The following is a 15,884-nucleotide window of genomic DNA, read 5'->3' on the forward strand; positions in this document are numbered from 1 at the left end:
CTACCACCACCTCGTCACAGCCCGTTCCGGGAGATCACCTCCTGGTACCACCGGGCGCTGGACTTCGGGGTACGCCGCTGGGTGAGGTAGTCGACGTGCACGATCCCGAACCGCTTTCGGTACCCCTCGGCCCACTCGAAGTTGTCCAGCAACGACCATACGAGATAGCCACGTAGGTCGACGCCGCGGGAGATGGCGTCGTGTGCCGCGCGCAGATGACCGTCGAGGTAGGCGATCCGATCGGAGTCCTGCAAGGGGCTGGTCACGTCCGTCGCCGCCTTGTCCGGGAACGCGGCGCCGTTCTCGGTGATCAGCAGCGGCGTACCCGGATAGTCGGTGGAGATCCGTTCCAGCAGCCGGGTCAGCCCAGCCGGTTCGATCATCCAACCCATGTCGGTCAGCGGCCCGACCGGCGGCAGGAACTCCACCGCGCCCTCGGTACCCGGGAACGTGCCGCCGCCGCCGGCGCCGTCCGGTCGCCCGGCCACGTAGGTCGGCGCGTAGTAGTTGATGCCGAGCAGGTCGAGCGGCGCAGCGATGATCTTCTCGTCGCCGTCCCGCACGAACGTCGGCTCGACCATCCGGGCGACATGTTCCCGGATGTCGTCCGGATACCCGCCGGCCAGCAACGGGTCGAGGAAGATCCGGTTCTGCAGGCCGTCGACCAGGCGTACCGCCGCGGCGTCGGCCGCACTCGTCGGGTCGGCTGGGCGTACGTCGGCGGGGTTGAGGGTGATGCCGACCCGGCCGGCGCCGGCCGCGCGCAGCGCCTGGGTCGCCAGGCCGTGCGCGAGCAGCAGATGGTGTACGGCGGCGAAGGCGGCAGCCGGGTCCTGACGCCCTGGCGCGTGCACCCCGCTGCCGTAGCCGAGGTACGCCGAGCACCACGGTTCGTTGAGCGTCGTCCAGGTGCCGATCCGGTCACCGAGGCGGGCGTAGACGGCGGAGGCGTAGGTGGCGAAGTGCTCGGCGGTTTCCCGAGCGGCCCAACCGCCGCGATCCTCCAGCGTCTGCGGCAGGTCCCAGTGGTAGAGGGTGATGATCGGATCGATGCCCCGGCCCAGCAACGCGTCGGTGAGCCGATCGTAGAAATCCAGGCCGCGCGGGTTGACCGGGCCGCTGCCGTCCGGCTGGATCCGGGGCCAGGACACCGAGAAGCGGTACGCCTGCAACCCCAGCTCGGCCATCAGCGCCACGTCGTCGGCGTACCGGTGGTAGTGGTCGCAGGCGACGTCGCCGGTGTGCCCGGCGTGGACCTTGCCGGGCGTACGGCTGAAGGTGTCCCAGATCGACTCGCCGCGCCCGTCGTCGCGGGCCGCGCCCTCGATCTGGTACGCCGCGGTGGCCGCACCCCAGAGAAAGTTGTCGGGAAATCGAAGTTCACTCACGCCTTGACCGCACCTTCCATGATGCCGCCGATGATCTGGCGGCCGAACAGGACGAAAACCAGCAGCAGCGGCAGCGTGGCGATGGCCGTACCGGTGAACACCTGGGACATGTCCTGGTAGTAGCCGTCGGACAGGGCCCGCAACGACAGCTGCACCGTGGGATTTTCCGGGTCGTTGAGCACCGCGTACGGCCACAGGAAGTCGTTCCACGTGGTCATGAAGGTGAGCAGGCCGAGCACGGCGGCGGCCGGACGCAGCGCTGGCACCACCACGTTCCAGTAGATCCGGGCGGTGCCGCAACCGTCCACCCGGGCCGCCTCGATCAGCTCGGTGCTGACCGCCTGGCCGGCGTACTGCCGCATCATGAACACCCCGAACCCGGTGACCAGCGCGGGCAGGATCACTGCGGGTAACCGGTCGTTGAGGTTGAACTTCGTCATCAGCATGTACAACGGGATGACGCCGAGCTGGGTGGGCACCATCATGGTCGCGATGATGACCATCAGCAGTGCGTTGCTGCCCCGGAACCGTAGCTTGGCGAAGGCGAAGCCGGCCAGGCTGGAGAAGAGAACCACGGAGACGGTGACCGTGATCGCCACGATCGCCGAGTTGATCAGCCCGGCCAGGAAGTACGCGTCGGTGTTGCCGAACAGCCGGGCGATGTTGGCGCCCAGATTGTCGCCCGGGGTCACCGGCGGGGGCAGCTGTCCCATCGCGTCGCTGGAGCGGCTGGCCACCACGAACATCCAGTAGATCGGAAAGATGGACAGGACCCCGGCGGCGATCAGCGCGCCGTAGGTGAGCGGGCTGGCCCGCCACAGCTTGCTCATCGCGCCGCCCCCTTCCGCTGGCCGACCCGCGGGCGGGCACCGGCGCCGAGCCGGCGGATGATCAGCACGTTGATCGCCGCCACGATGGCGATCAGGGCGAAGAGCAGCCAGGCCACCGCCGAGCCGTAGCCGAAGTTGTAGTAGGGCGCGAAGGCGTTCTCGAACATGTACATGGTCAGTGTCTGTGATTCGCGCAGCGGTCCGCCCCGGATCGCGTTGGTGCCGGAGTGGAACAGCCGGGGTTCGGTGAACAGCTGGAGTCCGCCGATGGTGGAGATGATGACGCAGAAGATGATCGTCGGCTTGAGCAGCGGCACGGTGACCGACCAGAACTGTCGGGCGCGGTTCGCGCCGTCGATCGCGGCCGCTTCGTACATGTCGCGGGGGATGGCCTGCATGGCGGCGAGGAAGATCAGCGCGTTGTAGCCGGTCCACCGCCAGTCGACCATGGCCGAGATGGCCACCCAGGAGGCGAACCGGTCGGATTTCCACTCGATCCCGTCGAGGCCGATCAGGTCGAGCAGCCAGTTGACCATGCCGAACTCGCGGCCGAACAACACTCCGAACACGATCGCCACGGCGGCGGTGGAGGTCACGTTGGGGATCAGCACCGTCATCCGCCAGCCGGTCCGGAACCGCAGCTGCCGGTTGAGCAGGTTGGCCAGCCAGAGCGCCAGGAGCAGCTGCGGCGCCGTGCTGATGACGAAGATGCCGAGGGTGTTGACCACCGAGTGCCAGAAGTCGCCGTCGGCCAGCAGTCGGGTGTAGTTGTCCGTACCGATGAAGGTGGGGTTGCTGCCGAGCAGGTCCCAGTCGTGCAGCGAGACCCAGAAGGTGTACGCCAGCGGCCAGGCCCCGAAGATCGCGAAGACCACGAAGAACGGGGCGATGTAGAGGTAGGGCGAGTACTTCGCGTCGATCCGGCTGAGCCGGCCGGTCCGCGCCGGCCGGGACCGGCCCGATGCCGGCGTGGCCGGCGGTCGCGCGTCGAGCTGCAACGCCATGACCCGTTGACTCCTTTCCACGCCCCGCCCGCGCCGACCCAGGGGCGGTCACCACGCGTCGACCGGCGTGGCGGAGCCTGGATCGGCGGGGGCGGGAGCCGTCGGGCCGGTTACTTGGCGGCGGCCTTCTTGGCGTTGGCGATCGCGTCCTGCCAACCCTGGTCGGGGTTGCGCTGGCCCAGCTCGACGGTGCGGACCGCGTTCTCCACCTCGGTGCGTACGGCCTGGTTCTTCGGGCCCATGTAGACCGGCTTCAGGGTCTTGGCGCCCGCCCCGAAGATCTTGCCGACCGGGGCCTCGGAGAAGTACGCGTTGGTGGCGTCGGTGATCGCGGGGTCGTCCAGCGCCTGCGGCGAGGAGGGCAGCGGGCCCTTGGCCTTGAAGGCGCCGATGTGCCCCTGGGCGCTGGTCAGGAACTTGACCAGCTTGATGGCCTCCTCCTGGTGCTTGCTCTGGCGCGGCACGGCCAGGTGCGAGCCGCCCCAGTTGCCGCCGTCGCCCGGCACCCGGGCGATGTCCCACTTGCCCTTGGCCTCCGGGCCGGCGTTGCCCTCGATCACCCCGGTCATCCAGGCGGGGCAGGCGATGGTGGCGAACTTGGACTGCTTGAAGGCGGAGACCCACTCCTCGGACCAGGAGCCGTACTTGCCGGACAGGCCGGCGTTGATGATGTTCATGGTGATGTCCCAGGCCTGCTTGACGGCCGGGTTGCTCTCCACCACGAGGTTGTCGCCGGTGTCGTAGTAGTGGTAGCCCTGCGCGTTGCCGGCGGTCTGGAGCACGATGGTGTTGAACGTGTTGGTGGCCGCGTCGAGGAACGAGGCGCCGGTGTTCGCCGCCTTGAACTTCTCGCCGACGGCGATGTAGCCCTCCCAGGTCGGCCAGAGCTTGGACACCTCTTCGCGGTCGGTGGGTAGCCCGGCCTTGGCGAACAGGTCCGTGCGGTAGCACATGGCCATGCCGCCGACGTCGGTACCGAGCCCGATCAGCTTCTGGCCGTCGGCGGTGAGCCCCTGGTTCCACTTCCACTCCAGGAAGTTGCCCTTGAGCTCGGCGGCCCCGTGGTCGAGCAGGTTGACGAAGTTGTCCGGGTTGGCCTTGTACTCGACCATCAGGCCCTCTTCGATGGCGACGACGTCACCGGCGCCCTTGCCCGCGGCGAGCCACTGGGTCAACTTCGGTGAGTACTCGTCGAGGTTGCCGCCGGTGCCCCGTTCGACGATCTTCACACCGGGGTTGGCGTCCATGTACTCCTGGTAGAGCTGCTCGTAGCCGAACTGCCCGAAGACGTCGACGGTGAGCGTTATCTTGCCGTCCCCGGCGTCGTCGCTGCTGCAACCGCTGCTGACGAGCAGCGCGCCGGCGGCGGCCAGGGCGACCGCGGCGAGGCGGTGGCGTGGAAATGTGCCCATTGTCCTGGTGACCCCTCTCAGGTCGGGTGGTGTCGGATGGGTCTGAGAGCGCTCTCGCGTAGCCTGCGGCCCCCGCCGGCCGGTGTCAAGAGAGCGCTCTCTCGTCGGGGTCACAGAACGGCCACGGCCCCAGCGCCCTCCCGACCCCATGCAGGACGCCCGCCGCGGGTGGGGTGGGCTGGGGCCGCCGTTACGCCGGAATGGCGGCTACCGACTTGTCTGGTAACCGCCATTCCGTCGGAACGGTGTTGATCAATGGGGCGTAGGTCGGGTATGGGCGACGCGGGTGCCCGGCCGGCGTGGGGTCAGCCGGTGCGTACCCCGTCGAGCAGGGCACGGTCGCCGACGACGCTCAGCGTGTCGAAGCTGACCCGGCCCCAGAGCGCCAGCAACAGGTCGCTCGCCGTGCCGCTGACGTGCACCCGGGCAGGGTGTTCGTCGTGATCGAGGATGGTGCCGGTGTCCAGCAGGGCCACCCCCTCGCCGCGCAGCCGCAGGAACCATTCCTGGGCGGCGTCGGTCGCGCTCAGCCGGACCACCCCGCGCCACTGCCCGCTCGCCTTCCGCCGGCCTGCCGGCAGCCAGGTGTCCAGCACCTCGCTCACCCCGTCGGCCGCGAGCTTCGCCTCGACCGGCTCACCGGCGGCGATGGCCAGCTGAGCGTCCCAGCGGTGCACCGCCGTCTCGTGCGCCATCCGGCGCGGCCAGAAGCTGGCCTTTTTCGGTTGTGGCGCCCAGTTCCACGCCGGTGCCTCCGGGTCGAGGGACTCGAAGAGCGCCATCAGTTCGTCGTACGCCTGCTGCCACTGCTGCGCGGCGGTGACCCCCGGCGTGGGCTCGGGCCGCTGCGACCGGGGTTGCTCCGGCGGCGTGTTCTCGCCCGACCCGGCGATGGTGCGCACCCACTGATAGGTGCCCGCGAGATGCAGGGCCAGGTCGGTCACCGTCCAGCCGGGGCAGGACAGCACCGGTGTCTCGGGCGGGGCCTCGGCCACCGCGGCGGCGAACGCCGGGCCCTCCGCCCGGAGCGCGCCGATCCAGAAGTCCTTGGTGCCGTGCATTCTGCTCATCGCCATCCTCCCGGGGGTGACCGGGCCACCTGTGGGTGCCACGGCTGCCCCTCAGCCTAGGGTGAAAGACGTGTCTGACGTCTACGCCCAGCCGACAGCGGCCGCTGAACCTGTCACCCCGGGTGATCTGTCGCAATACACCACATTGTGCCTCGGTGGGCCGGCGGGACGGATCATCCCCGCTGGCAGCGCCGAGGAAATCGTCGCCCGGGTGCGCGAGGCGGGCGAGGACCTGCTCCTGCTCGCCGGCGGTAGCAATGTGGTGATCGGCGACGTCGGTTTCCCGGGCACCGTGCTGCTCGTCCGCTCCCGGGGGCTGCGGGTGCTGGCCGAGGACGAGCAGACCGTCACGGTACGGGTCGAGGCCGGCGAGCCGTGGGACGAGCTGGTCGCGGCGACGGTCACGAACGGATGGTCCGGAGTGGAGTGCCTCTCCGGCATTCCCGGCTCGACCGGTGCCACCCCGATCCAGAATGTCGGGGCGTACGGGCAGGAGGTCGCCGAGACCATCACCGGCGTCCAGGTGTACGACCGGGTCAACGGGACGGTCGATCGGGTCGCCGCCGCGGACTGTGGATTCGCCTATCGGACCAGCATCTTCAAGTACAGCGAGCGCTGGGTGGTGCTCTCGGTCGACTTCCGGCTGAACCGTTCGCCGCGCTCCGGTCCGGTGCGCTACGCGGAGCTGGCCCGGGCGCTCGGCGTCGACGTCGGTGACCGGGTGCCGCTGACCCAGGCACGCGCCACGGTGCTGCGGTTGCGCGCCGGCAAGGGCATGGTGCTCGACGCGGCCGACCCGGACACCCGCTCGGTCGGCTCCTTCTTCACCAATCCCGTGCTGGACCGCGCCGGCTACGAGTTGCTGCGCCAGCGCGCCGCCGACCTCGGGGAGCCGCCGGCCTGGCCGGGCGCCGGAGATGTGGTGAAGATCAGCGCGGCCTGGTTGATCGACAAGGCCGGCTTCGGCAAGGGTCACCTCGGCCCCGAGGGCGTCGCCATCTCCCGCAAGCACACCCTCGCCCTGACCAACCCCACCGGTGCCGCCAGCACGGCGGCCCTCATCACCCTGGCCCGCGAGATCCGGGACGGTGTGCACGCCCGCTTCGGCGTCACCCTCCACCCCGAACCCGTCCTCATCAACTGCACCCTCTGACCCACCGCCAGCCGCCCTACCTCGTTGATCATGGACTTATTGCTCCGGTAAGCGCTTTCCGTGAACAACAACGTCATGATCAACGGGATGATCAGCGGCGTGGGGCGATGGCGGGCCAGGGGACGGTGAGTTCGCCGAGACGCCAGCGGCGGGGGCGATCGAGGACGGGCCAGCCCTGGGCGCGGATGGCGGCCACGGTATGCAACCAGCGCTGCCGGGGGCCAAAGGTGGCGTAGCCGGCGGCGGACCGCCAGGCGTCGTCCAAGGCGCGGATCAGGTCGTGGACGCCTTCGCCGGGAACGTTGCGGTGGATCAGCGCCTTGGGCAGCCGCTCGGCCAACTCGGCCGGGCTGCCCAGAGTGGTCAGTCGGGCGGCCAGGGTCAGCGAGCGGGGGCCGTCGGCGTCGAGCAGCACCCAGCCGCCGAGCCGGCCCAACTCGTCGCAGGTGCCCTCGACGAGCAGTCCGCCGGGGGCCAGTTGCCCGGTGAGCGTGGCCCAGGCGTCGGCCACCTCGCTCTCGTCGTACTGGCGCAGCACGTTGGCCGCGCGGACCAGGGCCGGGCGTAGGCCGGCCAGCTCGAACCCGCCCCGGACGAAGGTCAGACCGGGCGGGTCGGCGGCGGGCTGGGCGGCGGCGACGCGTACCGGATCGATCTCCAGCCCGACCACCCGCACGTCGGCGCGGACCCGCGCGGCGAGCCGGGCGCGTAGTTCCACCGCGGTCACCGGCGTCGCGCCGTAGCCGAGGTCGACCACCAGCGGATCCGCCGCACTCCGCAACGCGTCGGCGCAGCTCTCGATGATCCAGTTGTCCATCCGGCGCAGCCGGTTGGGGTTGGTGGTGCCCCGGGTCGGCGCACCGATCGGCCGGGCGGGTCGCGACATCGCCTCAGCTGGCCCGGTGCACCTTGTGCTGAGCGGCCTGGGCCAGTGGGCGGACGACCAGCCGGTCCACGTTCACGTGCTGCGGGCGTGTCGCGCACCAGGCGATGCAGTCGGCCACGTCCTCGGCGACCAGCGGCTCGGCGACCCCCGCGTAGACGGCCTCGGCGCGGTCCGCGTCGCCGGCGAAGCGGACCAGCGAGAACTCGTCGGTCTTCACCATGCCCGGATCGATCTCGATCACCCGGACCGGGCGTCCGCAGAGTTCCAGGCGCAGCGTGCCGGCGATCGTGGTCTGCGCGTGCTTGGCGGCGGTGTAGCCGCCCCCGCCCTCGTACACCGTGAAGCCCGCGGTCGACGAGACGATGACGACGGTCCCGGCGCCGGAGGCTTCCAACGCGGGCAGCAGCGCCTGGGTGACCCGCAGCGTGCCGAGCACGTTGACGTCGTACATCCACTGCCAGTCGCCGATCGCGCCGGACTCCACCGGATCCAGCCCGCGCGCCCCACCGGCGTTGTTGACCAACAGGGTCACCGGCCCGGGCGCCAACGCGGCGGCCTGCGCGAGGGCGGCCACCGACTCGTCCGAGGTGACGTCACAGGCCACCGCCGTGGCGGCGCCCCCGGCAGCGGCGATCTCGGCGACCAGCGCGGCCAGCCGGTCGTTACGCCGGGCCGCGGCCAGCACGTGGAAGCCCTCGGCGGCGAGCCGTCGGGCGGTGGCGGCACCGATTCCGCTGGAGGCACCGGTGACGATGGCGACACGACTCATCCGGCCATTCTCGCCCCGGCGGCCCGGACGCCGGCACCGCTCGCGGAATGAGGTCGGTCACGCCCGGGCGGCCGACCCCGGTATTTCCCACCGCCGATCGGGAAGATGTGACCCGGCGTCGGAGTTGACCTCAGGAGCGCGCCGGTCGTGCGAGACGGCATCAACCGTGGCAAAGGGAGCGGACGTGGCGGAAATGCACACCGGTGTCGGTCGGCAGCGAGATTCCCTTTCGTGGCGACGGCCCCGGCGGATCGCGACGCTCTCGGTGCACACCTCACCGCTGCACCAACCGGGCACCGGGGACGCGGGCGGCATGAACGTCTACATCCTGGAGGTCGCCCGGCGGCTGGCCGAAGCGGACGTCGAGGTGGAAATCTTCACCCGCGCCACCTCGGGAGACCTGCCACCGGTGGTGGAGGTGGCTCCCGGCGTGCACGTCCGGCACGTGATGGCCGGCCCGCTGGAAGGGCTGACCAAGGAAGAACTCCCCGGCCAGCTCTGCGCCTTCACCGCCGGCGTACTGCGCGCCGAGGCGGCCAAACCGCCCGGCCACTACGACCTGATCCACTCCCACTACTGGCTCTCCGGCCAGGTCGGCTGGCTGGCCAAGGAGCGCTGGGGGGTGCCGCTGGTGCACACCGCCCACACCCTGGCCAAGGTGAAGAACGACCGGCTCGCCGTCGGCGATCGGCCGGAACCCAAGGCCCGGGTGATCGGCGAGGAACAGGTGGTCGCCGAGGCCGACCGGTTGGTGGCGAACACCCGGGTCGAGGCACGGGACCTGATCGGCCGGTACGACGCCGACCCGACCCGGGTGACGGTGGTCGAGCCGGGCGTGGACCTGGAACGCTTCCGCCCCGCCGATGGTGACCGGGCCGCCGCCCGTGCCCGGCTGGGCCTGCCCGTCGGCGGGCACCTGGTGGCCTTCGTCGGCCGGATTCAGCCGCTGAAGGCACCGGATGTGCTGATCCGCGCGCTCGCCGCGTTGCGCGAGCGGGATCCCGCGCTGGCCCGCGACGTGTCCGTGGTGATCTGCGGCGGCCCCAGTGGCAGCGGGTTGGACCGGCCCACCGCCCTGATCGAGCTGACCGCCTCGCTAGGGATCACCGACCGGGTGCGCTTCCTGCCGCCCCGGACCGGTGCCGAACTGCCCCTGCTTTACCAGGCGGCCGACCTGGTGGCGGTGCCGTCGTACAACGAGTCCTTCGGACTGGTCGCGCTGGAGGCCCAGGCCTGCGGTACGCCCGTGGTGGCCGCCGCCGTCGGCGGCCTGGTGACCGCCGTCCGGGACCAGGTCAGCGGGGTGCTGGTGCGCGGCCACGATCCGGGCGACTGGGCGGCTGCGCTGGCCCGCCTGCTGCCCGACCGGGCCCGCCGGGCCGAGCTGTCGGCCGGTGCCGCCCGGCACGCCCGCAACTTCTCCTGGCAGCGTACGGCCGAGGGCCTGCTCGCCGTCTACGGCGAGGCGATCGCCGCCCACCGCTCCCATCTCACCACCGAACTCGCCACCTTGGTGAAAGGAAGGGCCCCCTGTTAACGCCTGGTGTATAGGAAGGGCCCCTTGTTAACGCTCGCTGGTAGCCACCCTGCCATGGTCGGCGACGGCGGTCGTAGAGTTGATCGGATGAGTGACCTTGGGGCCCTGATCGAGTCGGTCTGCGCCGAGCGGGAGCTCGCCTGCGAGCCCACCGGCCCGGGGTCGTACGCGGTGACTCTGCCCGGCACGCACAAGCTCAAGACGATCTGTCACCTGATCGTCGGGGAGCACGCACTGCGGATCGAGGCGTTCGTGATGCGCCAGCCGGACGAACGCCGCGAGGAACTGTGGGCCTGGCTCTTGCAGCGCAACGCCCGGATGTACGCCGTGTCGTTCTCCATCGACGCCGTCGGCGACGTCTATCTCACCGGTCGGGTCAACCCGGGCGGGGTCGACGCGGACGAACTGGACCGGCTGCTCGGCGCGGTGCTGACCTACGCTGACGAGTCCTTCGACACGATGCTGGAGATCGGCTTCGGCAGTTCGATCCGTCGGGAGTGGGAGTGGCGGGTCAAGCGGGGTGAATCCACCGCGAACCTCGCGGCCTTCGCACATCTCTTCGAACCATCCGGTACGGGCCCGTCGGCGGACAGGGATGCGGGTCAGCCCTGATCGCCGGCGCGAATCAGCCTGACCGAGGTCCCGGCGCAGTGGTTCAGACCGGTTTCGTTGGGTAACCCGCACCGCGCGGTGCGGCGTTTGGGACCCGCCGCGCGCCGAGACTGAGTGCCGAGGAGCGTGAGCGTTCATGGCTCAGCGAAACAGCTCGGGTCGCGGCGGGACCGCGACCGGAACCAAACGGCAGGCCGGCAACCGGACCCCGAACACGCCGCAGATTTCCGAAACGGAGATCTCCCGGATGCGGGTGGACGACATCCGCAGCCAACTGCGTCGGTACGGGGTTTCCGGCATCTCCGCCCTGCGTAAACCGGAGCTGGTGAAGACGCTGGCGAAGACGCTCCGATCGGGCGGGGCGGCCCGTCGGAGCAGCGGACCGGCCGGGCGTGCCAGCGCCACCAAGGCGCCCGCCGGCACCGCGCGCAAGACGACCACCGCCGCGCGCAAGACGACGACTGCGGCACGAAAGACCACGACCGCCGCGCAGAAGAGCACCGTGCGGAAGGCGACCGCCGCCGGGGCGAAGAAGGCCGCCCCGCGGAAGGCTGCCCCGAAGACCACCGCGGCCCGCAAGTCGACGACGACGCGTACGGCGGGAAGTGCGAGCGCTCGCAAGTCCGGCGGCGCGGCACGCGGGCCGGCGAAGGCGGCACCGGCTCGTGCGGCGGCGAAGGCGGCACCGACTCGCGGCAGCGGGGTGCGGACCGGCCGGTCGACCGCTCGGTCGACCCGGTCGTCGCAGGTCATCTCCTCGCTCCAGGATCGGCCGGAACGTCCCGGCCGGAGTCTGGTCACCACCAACCATGAGGTCATTCAGCGATGGGCCCGGGAGCGGGGAGCCAAGCCGGCGACGATCGGCGGCACCGAGCGCGACGGCCGGGCCGGCGTGCTGACGTTCAACATTCCGGGTTACCGGGAGAGCAGCCGGATCCGGGAGATCACCTGGGACGAGTGGTTCCACACGTTCGATCTGCGGCGGCTGAACCTGATCTATCAGGAGCAGATGCGGGACGGCCGGCAGAGTAACTTCTTCCGGACCGAATCACCCGATCGGGAAGATGCGTGAGCGTTTGCGGGAATGTGCGCGGGGTACCCGATGTTGCCTCTGCACGAGGGTCCCGTGAGGCGCGGGGACGGCCGAAGCTGTGACGGGCGAGACAGCCAGCCAGCCAGGTTGAATCGCGGCCAGGGGGCCAAACTAGCTTTATTGCACCACGGTCGCTCGGTACCGTTCGGGGGAGCGGTGGATCGATCAGATCCGTGCACCGGGTGGGCCGTGGTGGACGGGTGGACCGAACCGTTGGGGGACGGTGGGCCCACCTGTTTGGACCGGCGGCGCGAGCGGGCGTTGCTTACGGGGGTGAGCTTCGCCCGCCGCCGCCGGTCGTACGTTCAAACGCTCGCACGGCTCGGTCAGCGGCCGTCGCCGGCAAACGAGGGCTCGACGGCGTCCGCGTCCGCCGATGCTCGCAGGGCCGATACGCGACGTTCCCGGGACGGGCCGGCGAGCAGGTGGCCACCGGCGGCCAGCAACCCCACCCCGCCGACGATCAGCCAGTGGACATCGCCCCAGTGTTGCAGGCTGATTCCGCCGAGCGTGGGCGCGACGAACGACGCGGCCGGGAAGGCCAGGTAGAACACCGACTGGTAGCGGGCCCGCAGGGCGGGTGGCGCCAGCTCCGCGTTGATCTGTGCGTTGGGTGGCGCGGCCAGCATCGAGCCGACCGTCCAGACCACGCAGGCGCCCAGGTAGAGGGCGAGCACATCGGCGATGGCAAGGGCGCCGAAGCCGATCGCGAGCAGTGCGGTCGAGACGGCGAGCACGTGCGCCTTGCGGTGGCGGTCGATGAGCCGGGGCACGAAGAGTTGCCCCAGGACGATCAGGACTCCCCCCAACGCCATGACGGTCCCGTACGCCGATGGTCCCAGCCCGTCGGCGCGCATCGCCAGCGGCATGATCGTCGAGGTCTGCGTGGTCAGTACGGCCAAAACGAAGGTCAGCCCGACGAAGAGCATGAAGTGGCGATCGGTCAGCGCCGTGTGCAACCCCGGTCGGCGCGAGCCGGTGACCGGCAGCGACGAGCGCGCCGGACCGGGCCGTCCGGTCGGACCGGGCCGGCCCGGGGGTGCCGAGGCCGATGGCGCGGGCCGGGTCGGTGCGGTGGTGGACGCAGCCGCGCGGGTGATCGTCTCGGGCACCTTCCATGCGATGACCACGGCGGTGGCCAGCGTGGCGGCCGCGTCCACCAGGAAGAGCGCGAGGTAGCTCGCCTCCGCCAGCAGACCGGCCAGCAGCGAGGCCACCGCCATGCCGAGGTTGAACGCCCAGAACTGAAGGTTGAAGGCGCGGGAGCGGCGGGCCTCGGGTACCACGTCGACGATGGCTGCGACGAAGGCCGGGCTCGGCATCGCGTGCGTGACCCCGACCAGCAGGGCGAGCGCCGCGATCACGCCGAGGTGCTGGCTGAGGGCCAACGCGACCATCAGTACGGCGGTGGCCAGGTGCGCCGCCACCAGTGTGGCGCGGCGTCCCCAGCGGTCGGCCAGGACCCCGCCGAGCAGTACGCCGGCCGCTCCACCTGCGCCGAAGGCCCCGACGACCAACCCGGCCAGGGACTCGCTGGCACCCCGGACGGCGGTCAGATAGAGCGGCAGGAAGAGCATCGCGAACGCCCCGGCCCGGTTGATCAGCAGGCCGGTCCAGAGGTACCAGAAGGTGGCGGGTAACCCGCCTGCGGTGTCGACCAGCCAGGCGCGCAGCGCCGCAGCGGGCCGGTGGTAGGGCGTGGCAGCGGGCCGATGGGGCGGTGCTTCGGGCCGCACCCGACCTCCTGATCTGTTCGGTTACCTGACAGATCTTGCCCTGGTGGCCCGGTGTCGGAGCGGCGGGGCCACCTGTGCTGCCTCGCGACGCCTGTTGACCCCGCCTGCCGACCCCGCCTGCCTATCCCCGGGTGGTGGCGACCGGCTCGGCGGCCTGAGGCGCGGTCGGCGCAGGTGCGCTCGACTGGATCGTCACCACCGGAGCTGATCCGGCCGTACGCAGTGCGAGCGCCCGCCGCTCCCGAGCCGGCCCGGAGAGCAGGTGGCCGATCGCCATCAGCGCCCCGATCGCGGCGCAGCCGAACCAGAGGGCGGCGTTGCCGGCCTGCTCGCGTACCAGCCCACCGAGGATCGGCGCGGTAGCACCGGCCAGCTGCCAGGAGAGTGAGAAGACGCCCTGGTAACGGCCGCGCAGCTCGTCGGGGGAGAGTTCCGCGATGAGGGTGGCGTTGGACGGGGAGTTGAGCATCTCGCCGATCGTCCAGACCAGCACGGTCAGCCCGTAGAACCAGGCGACGTCGGCGAACGCGGTCAGCCCGAAGCCGACGCCCACCACCACCGAGGCCAGGGCGAGCACGTGGGAGCGGCTCCGGCCCCGGATGAGCCGGGGCACGAACAGTTGGCCGACCACGATCAGGACACCGTTGAGCGCGATCACCGTGCCGTACGTGGCGGGGCTCAGGCCCGAGTCGGCCATCGCGATGGGCAGCATCGAGATGTGCTGGAGGAAGATCAGCGCGCCGAGCAGGTTCAGGGCCACGAATCCCAGGTACACCCGGTCGGACAGGATGGTACGCAGTGCTCCGGTCGGAGCGGCGCTCTGCCGCGTGGCGACGGTGACCGTCCGGGTCTCCCGCACCTTGACGAAGATGATCAGTGCGGTGACCACTGTGGTGGACGCGTTGACCACGAAGAGCAGGAGGTAGCCGGCCTGGGCGGCGAAGCCGGCGAGCACCGCCGCGCAGGCGAAGCCGAGGTTGATCGCCCAGTAGTTGAGCGAGAAGGCACGCAACCGGTCCCGCTTGGGCACCACGTCGATCATCATCGCGCCGAAGGCGGGACGGGCCGCCTCGGCGAAGAGGCCGAGCAGCAGGGCGCCGGCCGCGACCGTCCACAGATCGCGGGTGAAGCCGAGGGCGAGCATCATGACCGCCCCGCCGAGGTGAGCCGTGAGCAGGGTCGGGCGTCTTCCCCAGCGGTCGGCCAGCATGCCGCCGATGGTGGTGCCGACCGCGCCACCCGCTCCCCACATGCCGAGCACCAGGCCGGCCTGGGTGGCGGAGAAGCCGCGCACCTGGGTCAGGTAGATGGCGAGGAAGATGAGGACGAACGAGCCGAGCCGGTTGATCAGGGTGCCAGTCCAGAGATACCAGAAGGTCTTCGGTAAACCGCCCGTGGTGTCCTGGAACCAACCCCGCATCGCGCGCACCCCGGCGCCCCCGTTTCCGTAATGACTGATCTTGATGTTGTGCCTTACAACCTAATCGGAGGCGGGAGCCGGGGCCATCGCGTTTTCCACGTGGTGGTCGTCACGACCCTTCCCGCGCGTCCCGCCCCGGGTTGCGGCAGGATGATCGGCATGACAGCTAGCGAGGGGCCCACCGTCGGGACGCTGGTCCTGCTGCGGCACGGCGAGAGCGACTGGAACGCCAAGAACCTCTTCACCGGCTGGGTCGATGTGGACCTGACCGAGAAGGGGGAGAACGAGGCGTGCCGCGGCGGCGAGCTGCTGCGCGAGCACAGCCTGCTGCCGGACGTGGTGCACACCAGCGTGATGCGACGCGCCATCCGTACCGCAGAGCTGGCGCTGAACGCCGCGGACCGGCACTGGATCGCGGTACGCCGGTCGTGGCGGCTCAACGAGCGTCACTACGGCGCCCTGCAGGGCAAGGACAAGAAGCAGACCCTTGACGAGTACGGCGAGGAGCAGTTCATGCTCTGGCGCCGCTCGTACGACACGCCGCCCCCGCCGATCGCCGACGACGACGAGTGGTCCCAGGTGGGCGACCCGCGGTACGCGCTGCTGCCGACCGAGCTGATGCCGCGTACCGAGTGCCTCAAGGACGTCGTGGAGCGGATGCTGCCGTACTGGTACGACTCGATCGTGCCGGACATCCTGGCGGGCCGGACCGTGCTGGTGGCCGCGCACGGCAACTCGCTGCGCGCGTTGGTCAAGCACCTGGACCAGATCAGCGACGAGGCGATCGCGAAGCTCAACATTCCGACCGGGATCCCGCTGCGCTACGACCTGGACCCGCTGCTGCGTCCGCAGACCCTGGGCGGCACCTACCTCGACCCGGCGGCGGCCAAGGAGGCCGCCGCCGCGGTGGCCAACCAGGGGCGCTGATCCTCCGGGCAGTTTGTTAAGAAGGGCCCCCTGCTATACGCAAGGCG

The 15,884-nt window shown here is 70.6% G+C and carries 14 protein-coding genes; 5 read left to right on the forward strand and 9 right to left on the reverse strand.

Features of this window, described 5'->3' with window-relative positions; all coding sequences use genetic code 11:
• Window positions 1–14 precede the first annotated feature (14 nt).
• The 5 genes from IEY61_RS07545 to IEY61_RS07565 form a co-directional block, all read right to left on the reverse strand.
• A complete protein-coding gene (locus IEY61_RS07545) occupies window positions 15–1,388 on the reverse strand; it encodes a GH1 family beta-glucosidase (protein WP_189041900.1) in 1,374 nt (457 codons plus the stop codon).
• Window positions 1,385–2,218, reverse strand: a complete 834-nt coding sequence (locus tag IEY61_RS07550) for a carbohydrate ABC transporter permease (protein ID WP_189041902.1) — start codon at window positions 2,216–2,218, stop codon at window positions 1,385–1,387. The genes IEY61_RS07545 and IEY61_RS07550 overlap by 4 nt, the downstream gene beginning before the upstream one ends.
• Window positions 2,215–3,222 carry a carbohydrate ABC transporter permease gene (locus IEY61_RS07555; protein WP_189041904.1) on the reverse strand — a complete coding sequence of 336 codons (1,008 nt, stop codon included), beginning with the start codon at window positions 3,220–3,222 and terminating at the stop codon, window positions 2,215–2,217. Before IEY61_RS07555 ends, IEY61_RS07550 begins: the two co-directional genes overlap by 4 nt.
• A gap of 110 nt (window positions 3,223–3,332) precedes the next feature.
• A complete protein-coding gene (locus tag IEY61_RS07560; protein WP_189041906.1) occupies window positions 3,333–4,634 on the reverse strand; it encodes an ABC transporter substrate-binding protein in 1,302 nt (433 codons plus the stop codon).
• Between the two features lie 305 nt (window positions 4,635–4,939).
• On the reverse strand, window positions 4,940–5,704 hold the full coding sequence (locus tag IEY61_RS07565; RefSeq protein ID WP_189041908.1) for a maleylpyruvate isomerase family mycothiol-dependent enzyme: 765 nt from the start codon (window positions 5,702–5,704) through the stop codon (window positions 4,940–4,942).
• Window positions 5,705–5,774: 70 nt separating this feature from the next.
• Here IEY61_RS07565 and IEY61_RS07570 point away from each other — a divergent pair, with 70 nt between their 5' ends.
• Entirely contained in the window at window positions 5,775–6,857 is a 1,083-nt protein-coding gene (locus tag IEY61_RS07570) for a UDP-N-acetylmuramate dehydrogenase (protein WP_189041910.1), read from the forward strand.
• A gap of 91 nt (window positions 6,858–6,948) precedes the next feature.
• Here IEY61_RS07570 and IEY61_RS07575 read toward each other — a convergent pair whose 3' ends face one another.
• Together IEY61_RS07575 and IEY61_RS07580 are read right to left on the reverse strand one after the other, a co-directional pair.
• Window positions 6,949–7,743 carry a class I SAM-dependent methyltransferase gene (locus IEY61_RS07575; protein ID WP_189041912.1) on the reverse strand — a complete coding sequence of 265 codons (795 nt, stop codon included), beginning with the start codon at window positions 7,741–7,743 and terminating at the stop codon, window positions 6,949–6,951.
• Between the two features lie 4 nt (window positions 7,744–7,747).
• Window positions 7,748–8,512, reverse strand: a complete 765-nt coding sequence (locus tag IEY61_RS07580; RefSeq protein ID WP_189041915.1) for an SDR family NAD(P)-dependent oxidoreductase — start codon at window positions 8,510–8,512, stop codon at window positions 7,748–7,750.
• Between the two features lie 184 nt (window positions 8,513–8,696).
• Here IEY61_RS07580 and mshA point away from each other — a divergent pair, with 184 nt between their 5' ends.
• From mshA to IEY61_RS07595, 3 genes are all read left to right on the forward strand, one after another.
• A complete protein-coding gene (mshA, locus tag IEY61_RS07585; RefSeq protein ID WP_189041917.1) occupies window positions 8,697–10,049 on the forward strand; it encodes a D-inositol-3-phosphate glycosyltransferase in 1,353 nt (450 codons plus the stop codon).
• Window positions 10,050–10,136: 87 nt separating this feature from the next.
• On the forward strand, window positions 10,137–10,661 hold the full coding sequence (locus tag IEY61_RS07590) for a type III secretion system chaperone family protein (RefSeq protein WP_373293110.1): 525 nt from the start codon (window positions 10,137–10,139) through the stop codon (window positions 10,659–10,661).
• 247 nt (window positions 10,662–10,908) lie between these two features.
• A complete protein-coding gene (locus IEY61_RS07595; RefSeq protein WP_444543344.1) occupies window positions 10,909–11,733 on the forward strand; it encodes a hypothetical protein in 825 nt (274 codons plus the stop codon).
• A gap of 347 nt (window positions 11,734–12,080) precedes the next feature.
• On the opposite strand, the gene IEY61_RS07600 is transcribed toward IEY61_RS07595, so the two are convergent.
• Together IEY61_RS07600 and IEY61_RS07605 are read right to left on the reverse strand one after the other, a co-directional pair.
• Complete coding sequence (locus IEY61_RS07600) at window positions 12,081–13,427, reverse strand: MFS transporter (RefSeq protein WP_189042085.1); 1,347 nt, start codon at window positions 13,425–13,427, stop codon at window positions 12,081–12,083.
• Between the two features lie 184 nt (window positions 13,428–13,611).
• Window positions 13,612–14,919 (reverse strand): MDR family MFS transporter, encoded by a 1,308-nt coding sequence (locus tag IEY61_RS07605; protein WP_189041922.1) that lies wholly within the window; start codon window positions 14,917–14,919, stop codon window positions 13,612–13,614.
• A 150-nt stretch (window positions 14,920–15,069) separates the two neighbouring features.
• Between IEY61_RS07605 and IEY61_RS07610 the strand changes: the two genes are divergently transcribed.
• Complete coding sequence (locus IEY61_RS07610; RefSeq protein WP_189041924.1) at window positions 15,070–15,837, forward strand: phosphoglyceromutase; 768 nt, start codon at window positions 15,070–15,072, stop codon at window positions 15,835–15,837.
• Window positions 15,838–15,884: the final 47 nt, after the last annotated feature.

It is taken from the genome of Micromonospora sonchi, from assembly GCF_014646235.1.
Classification (GTDB): domain Bacteria; phylum Actinomycetota; class Actinomycetes; order Mycobacteriales; family Micromonosporaceae; genus Micromonospora; species Micromonospora sonchi.

What these genes read in the sequence shown, in the direction of transcription:
- IEY61_RS07555 (WP_189041904.1), bottom strand. Translation starts at nt 3,222, where the DNA reads ATGGCGTTGCAGCTCGACGCGCGACCGCCGGCCACGCCGGCATCGGGC.
- IEY61_RS07550 (WP_189041902.1), bottom strand. Translation starts at nt 2,218, where the DNA reads ATGAGCAAGCTGTGGCGGGCCAGCCCGCTCACCTACGGCGCGCTGATC.
- IEY61_RS07595 (WP_444543344.1), top strand. Translation starts at nt 10,909, where the DNA reads ATGCGGGTGGACGACATCCGCAGCCAACTGCGTCGGTACGGGGTTTCC.
- IEY61_RS07565 (WP_189041908.1), bottom strand. Translation starts at nt 5,704, where the DNA reads ATGAGCAGAATGCACGGCACCAAGGACTTCTGGATCGGCGCGCTCCGG.
- IEY61_RS07575 (WP_189041912.1), bottom strand. Translation starts at nt 7,743, where the DNA reads ATGTCGCGACCCGCCCGGCCGATCGGTGCGCCGACCCGGGGCACCACC.
- IEY61_RS07610 (WP_189041924.1), top strand. Translation starts at nt 15,070, where the DNA reads ATGACAGCTAGCGAGGGGCCCACCGTCGGGACGCTGGTCCTGCTGCGG.
- IEY61_RS07560 (WP_189041906.1), bottom strand. Translation starts at nt 4,634, where the DNA reads ATGGGCACATTTCCACGCCACCGCCTCGCCGCGGTCGCCCTGGCCGCC.
- IEY61_RS07590 (WP_373293110.1), top strand. Translation starts at nt 10,137, where the DNA reads ATGAGTGACCTTGGGGCCCTGATCGAGTCGGTCTGCGCCGAGCGGGAG.
- IEY61_RS07580 (WP_189041915.1), bottom strand. Translation starts at nt 8,512, where the DNA reads ATGAGTCGTGTCGCCATCGTCACCGGTGCCTCCAGCGGAATCGGTGCC.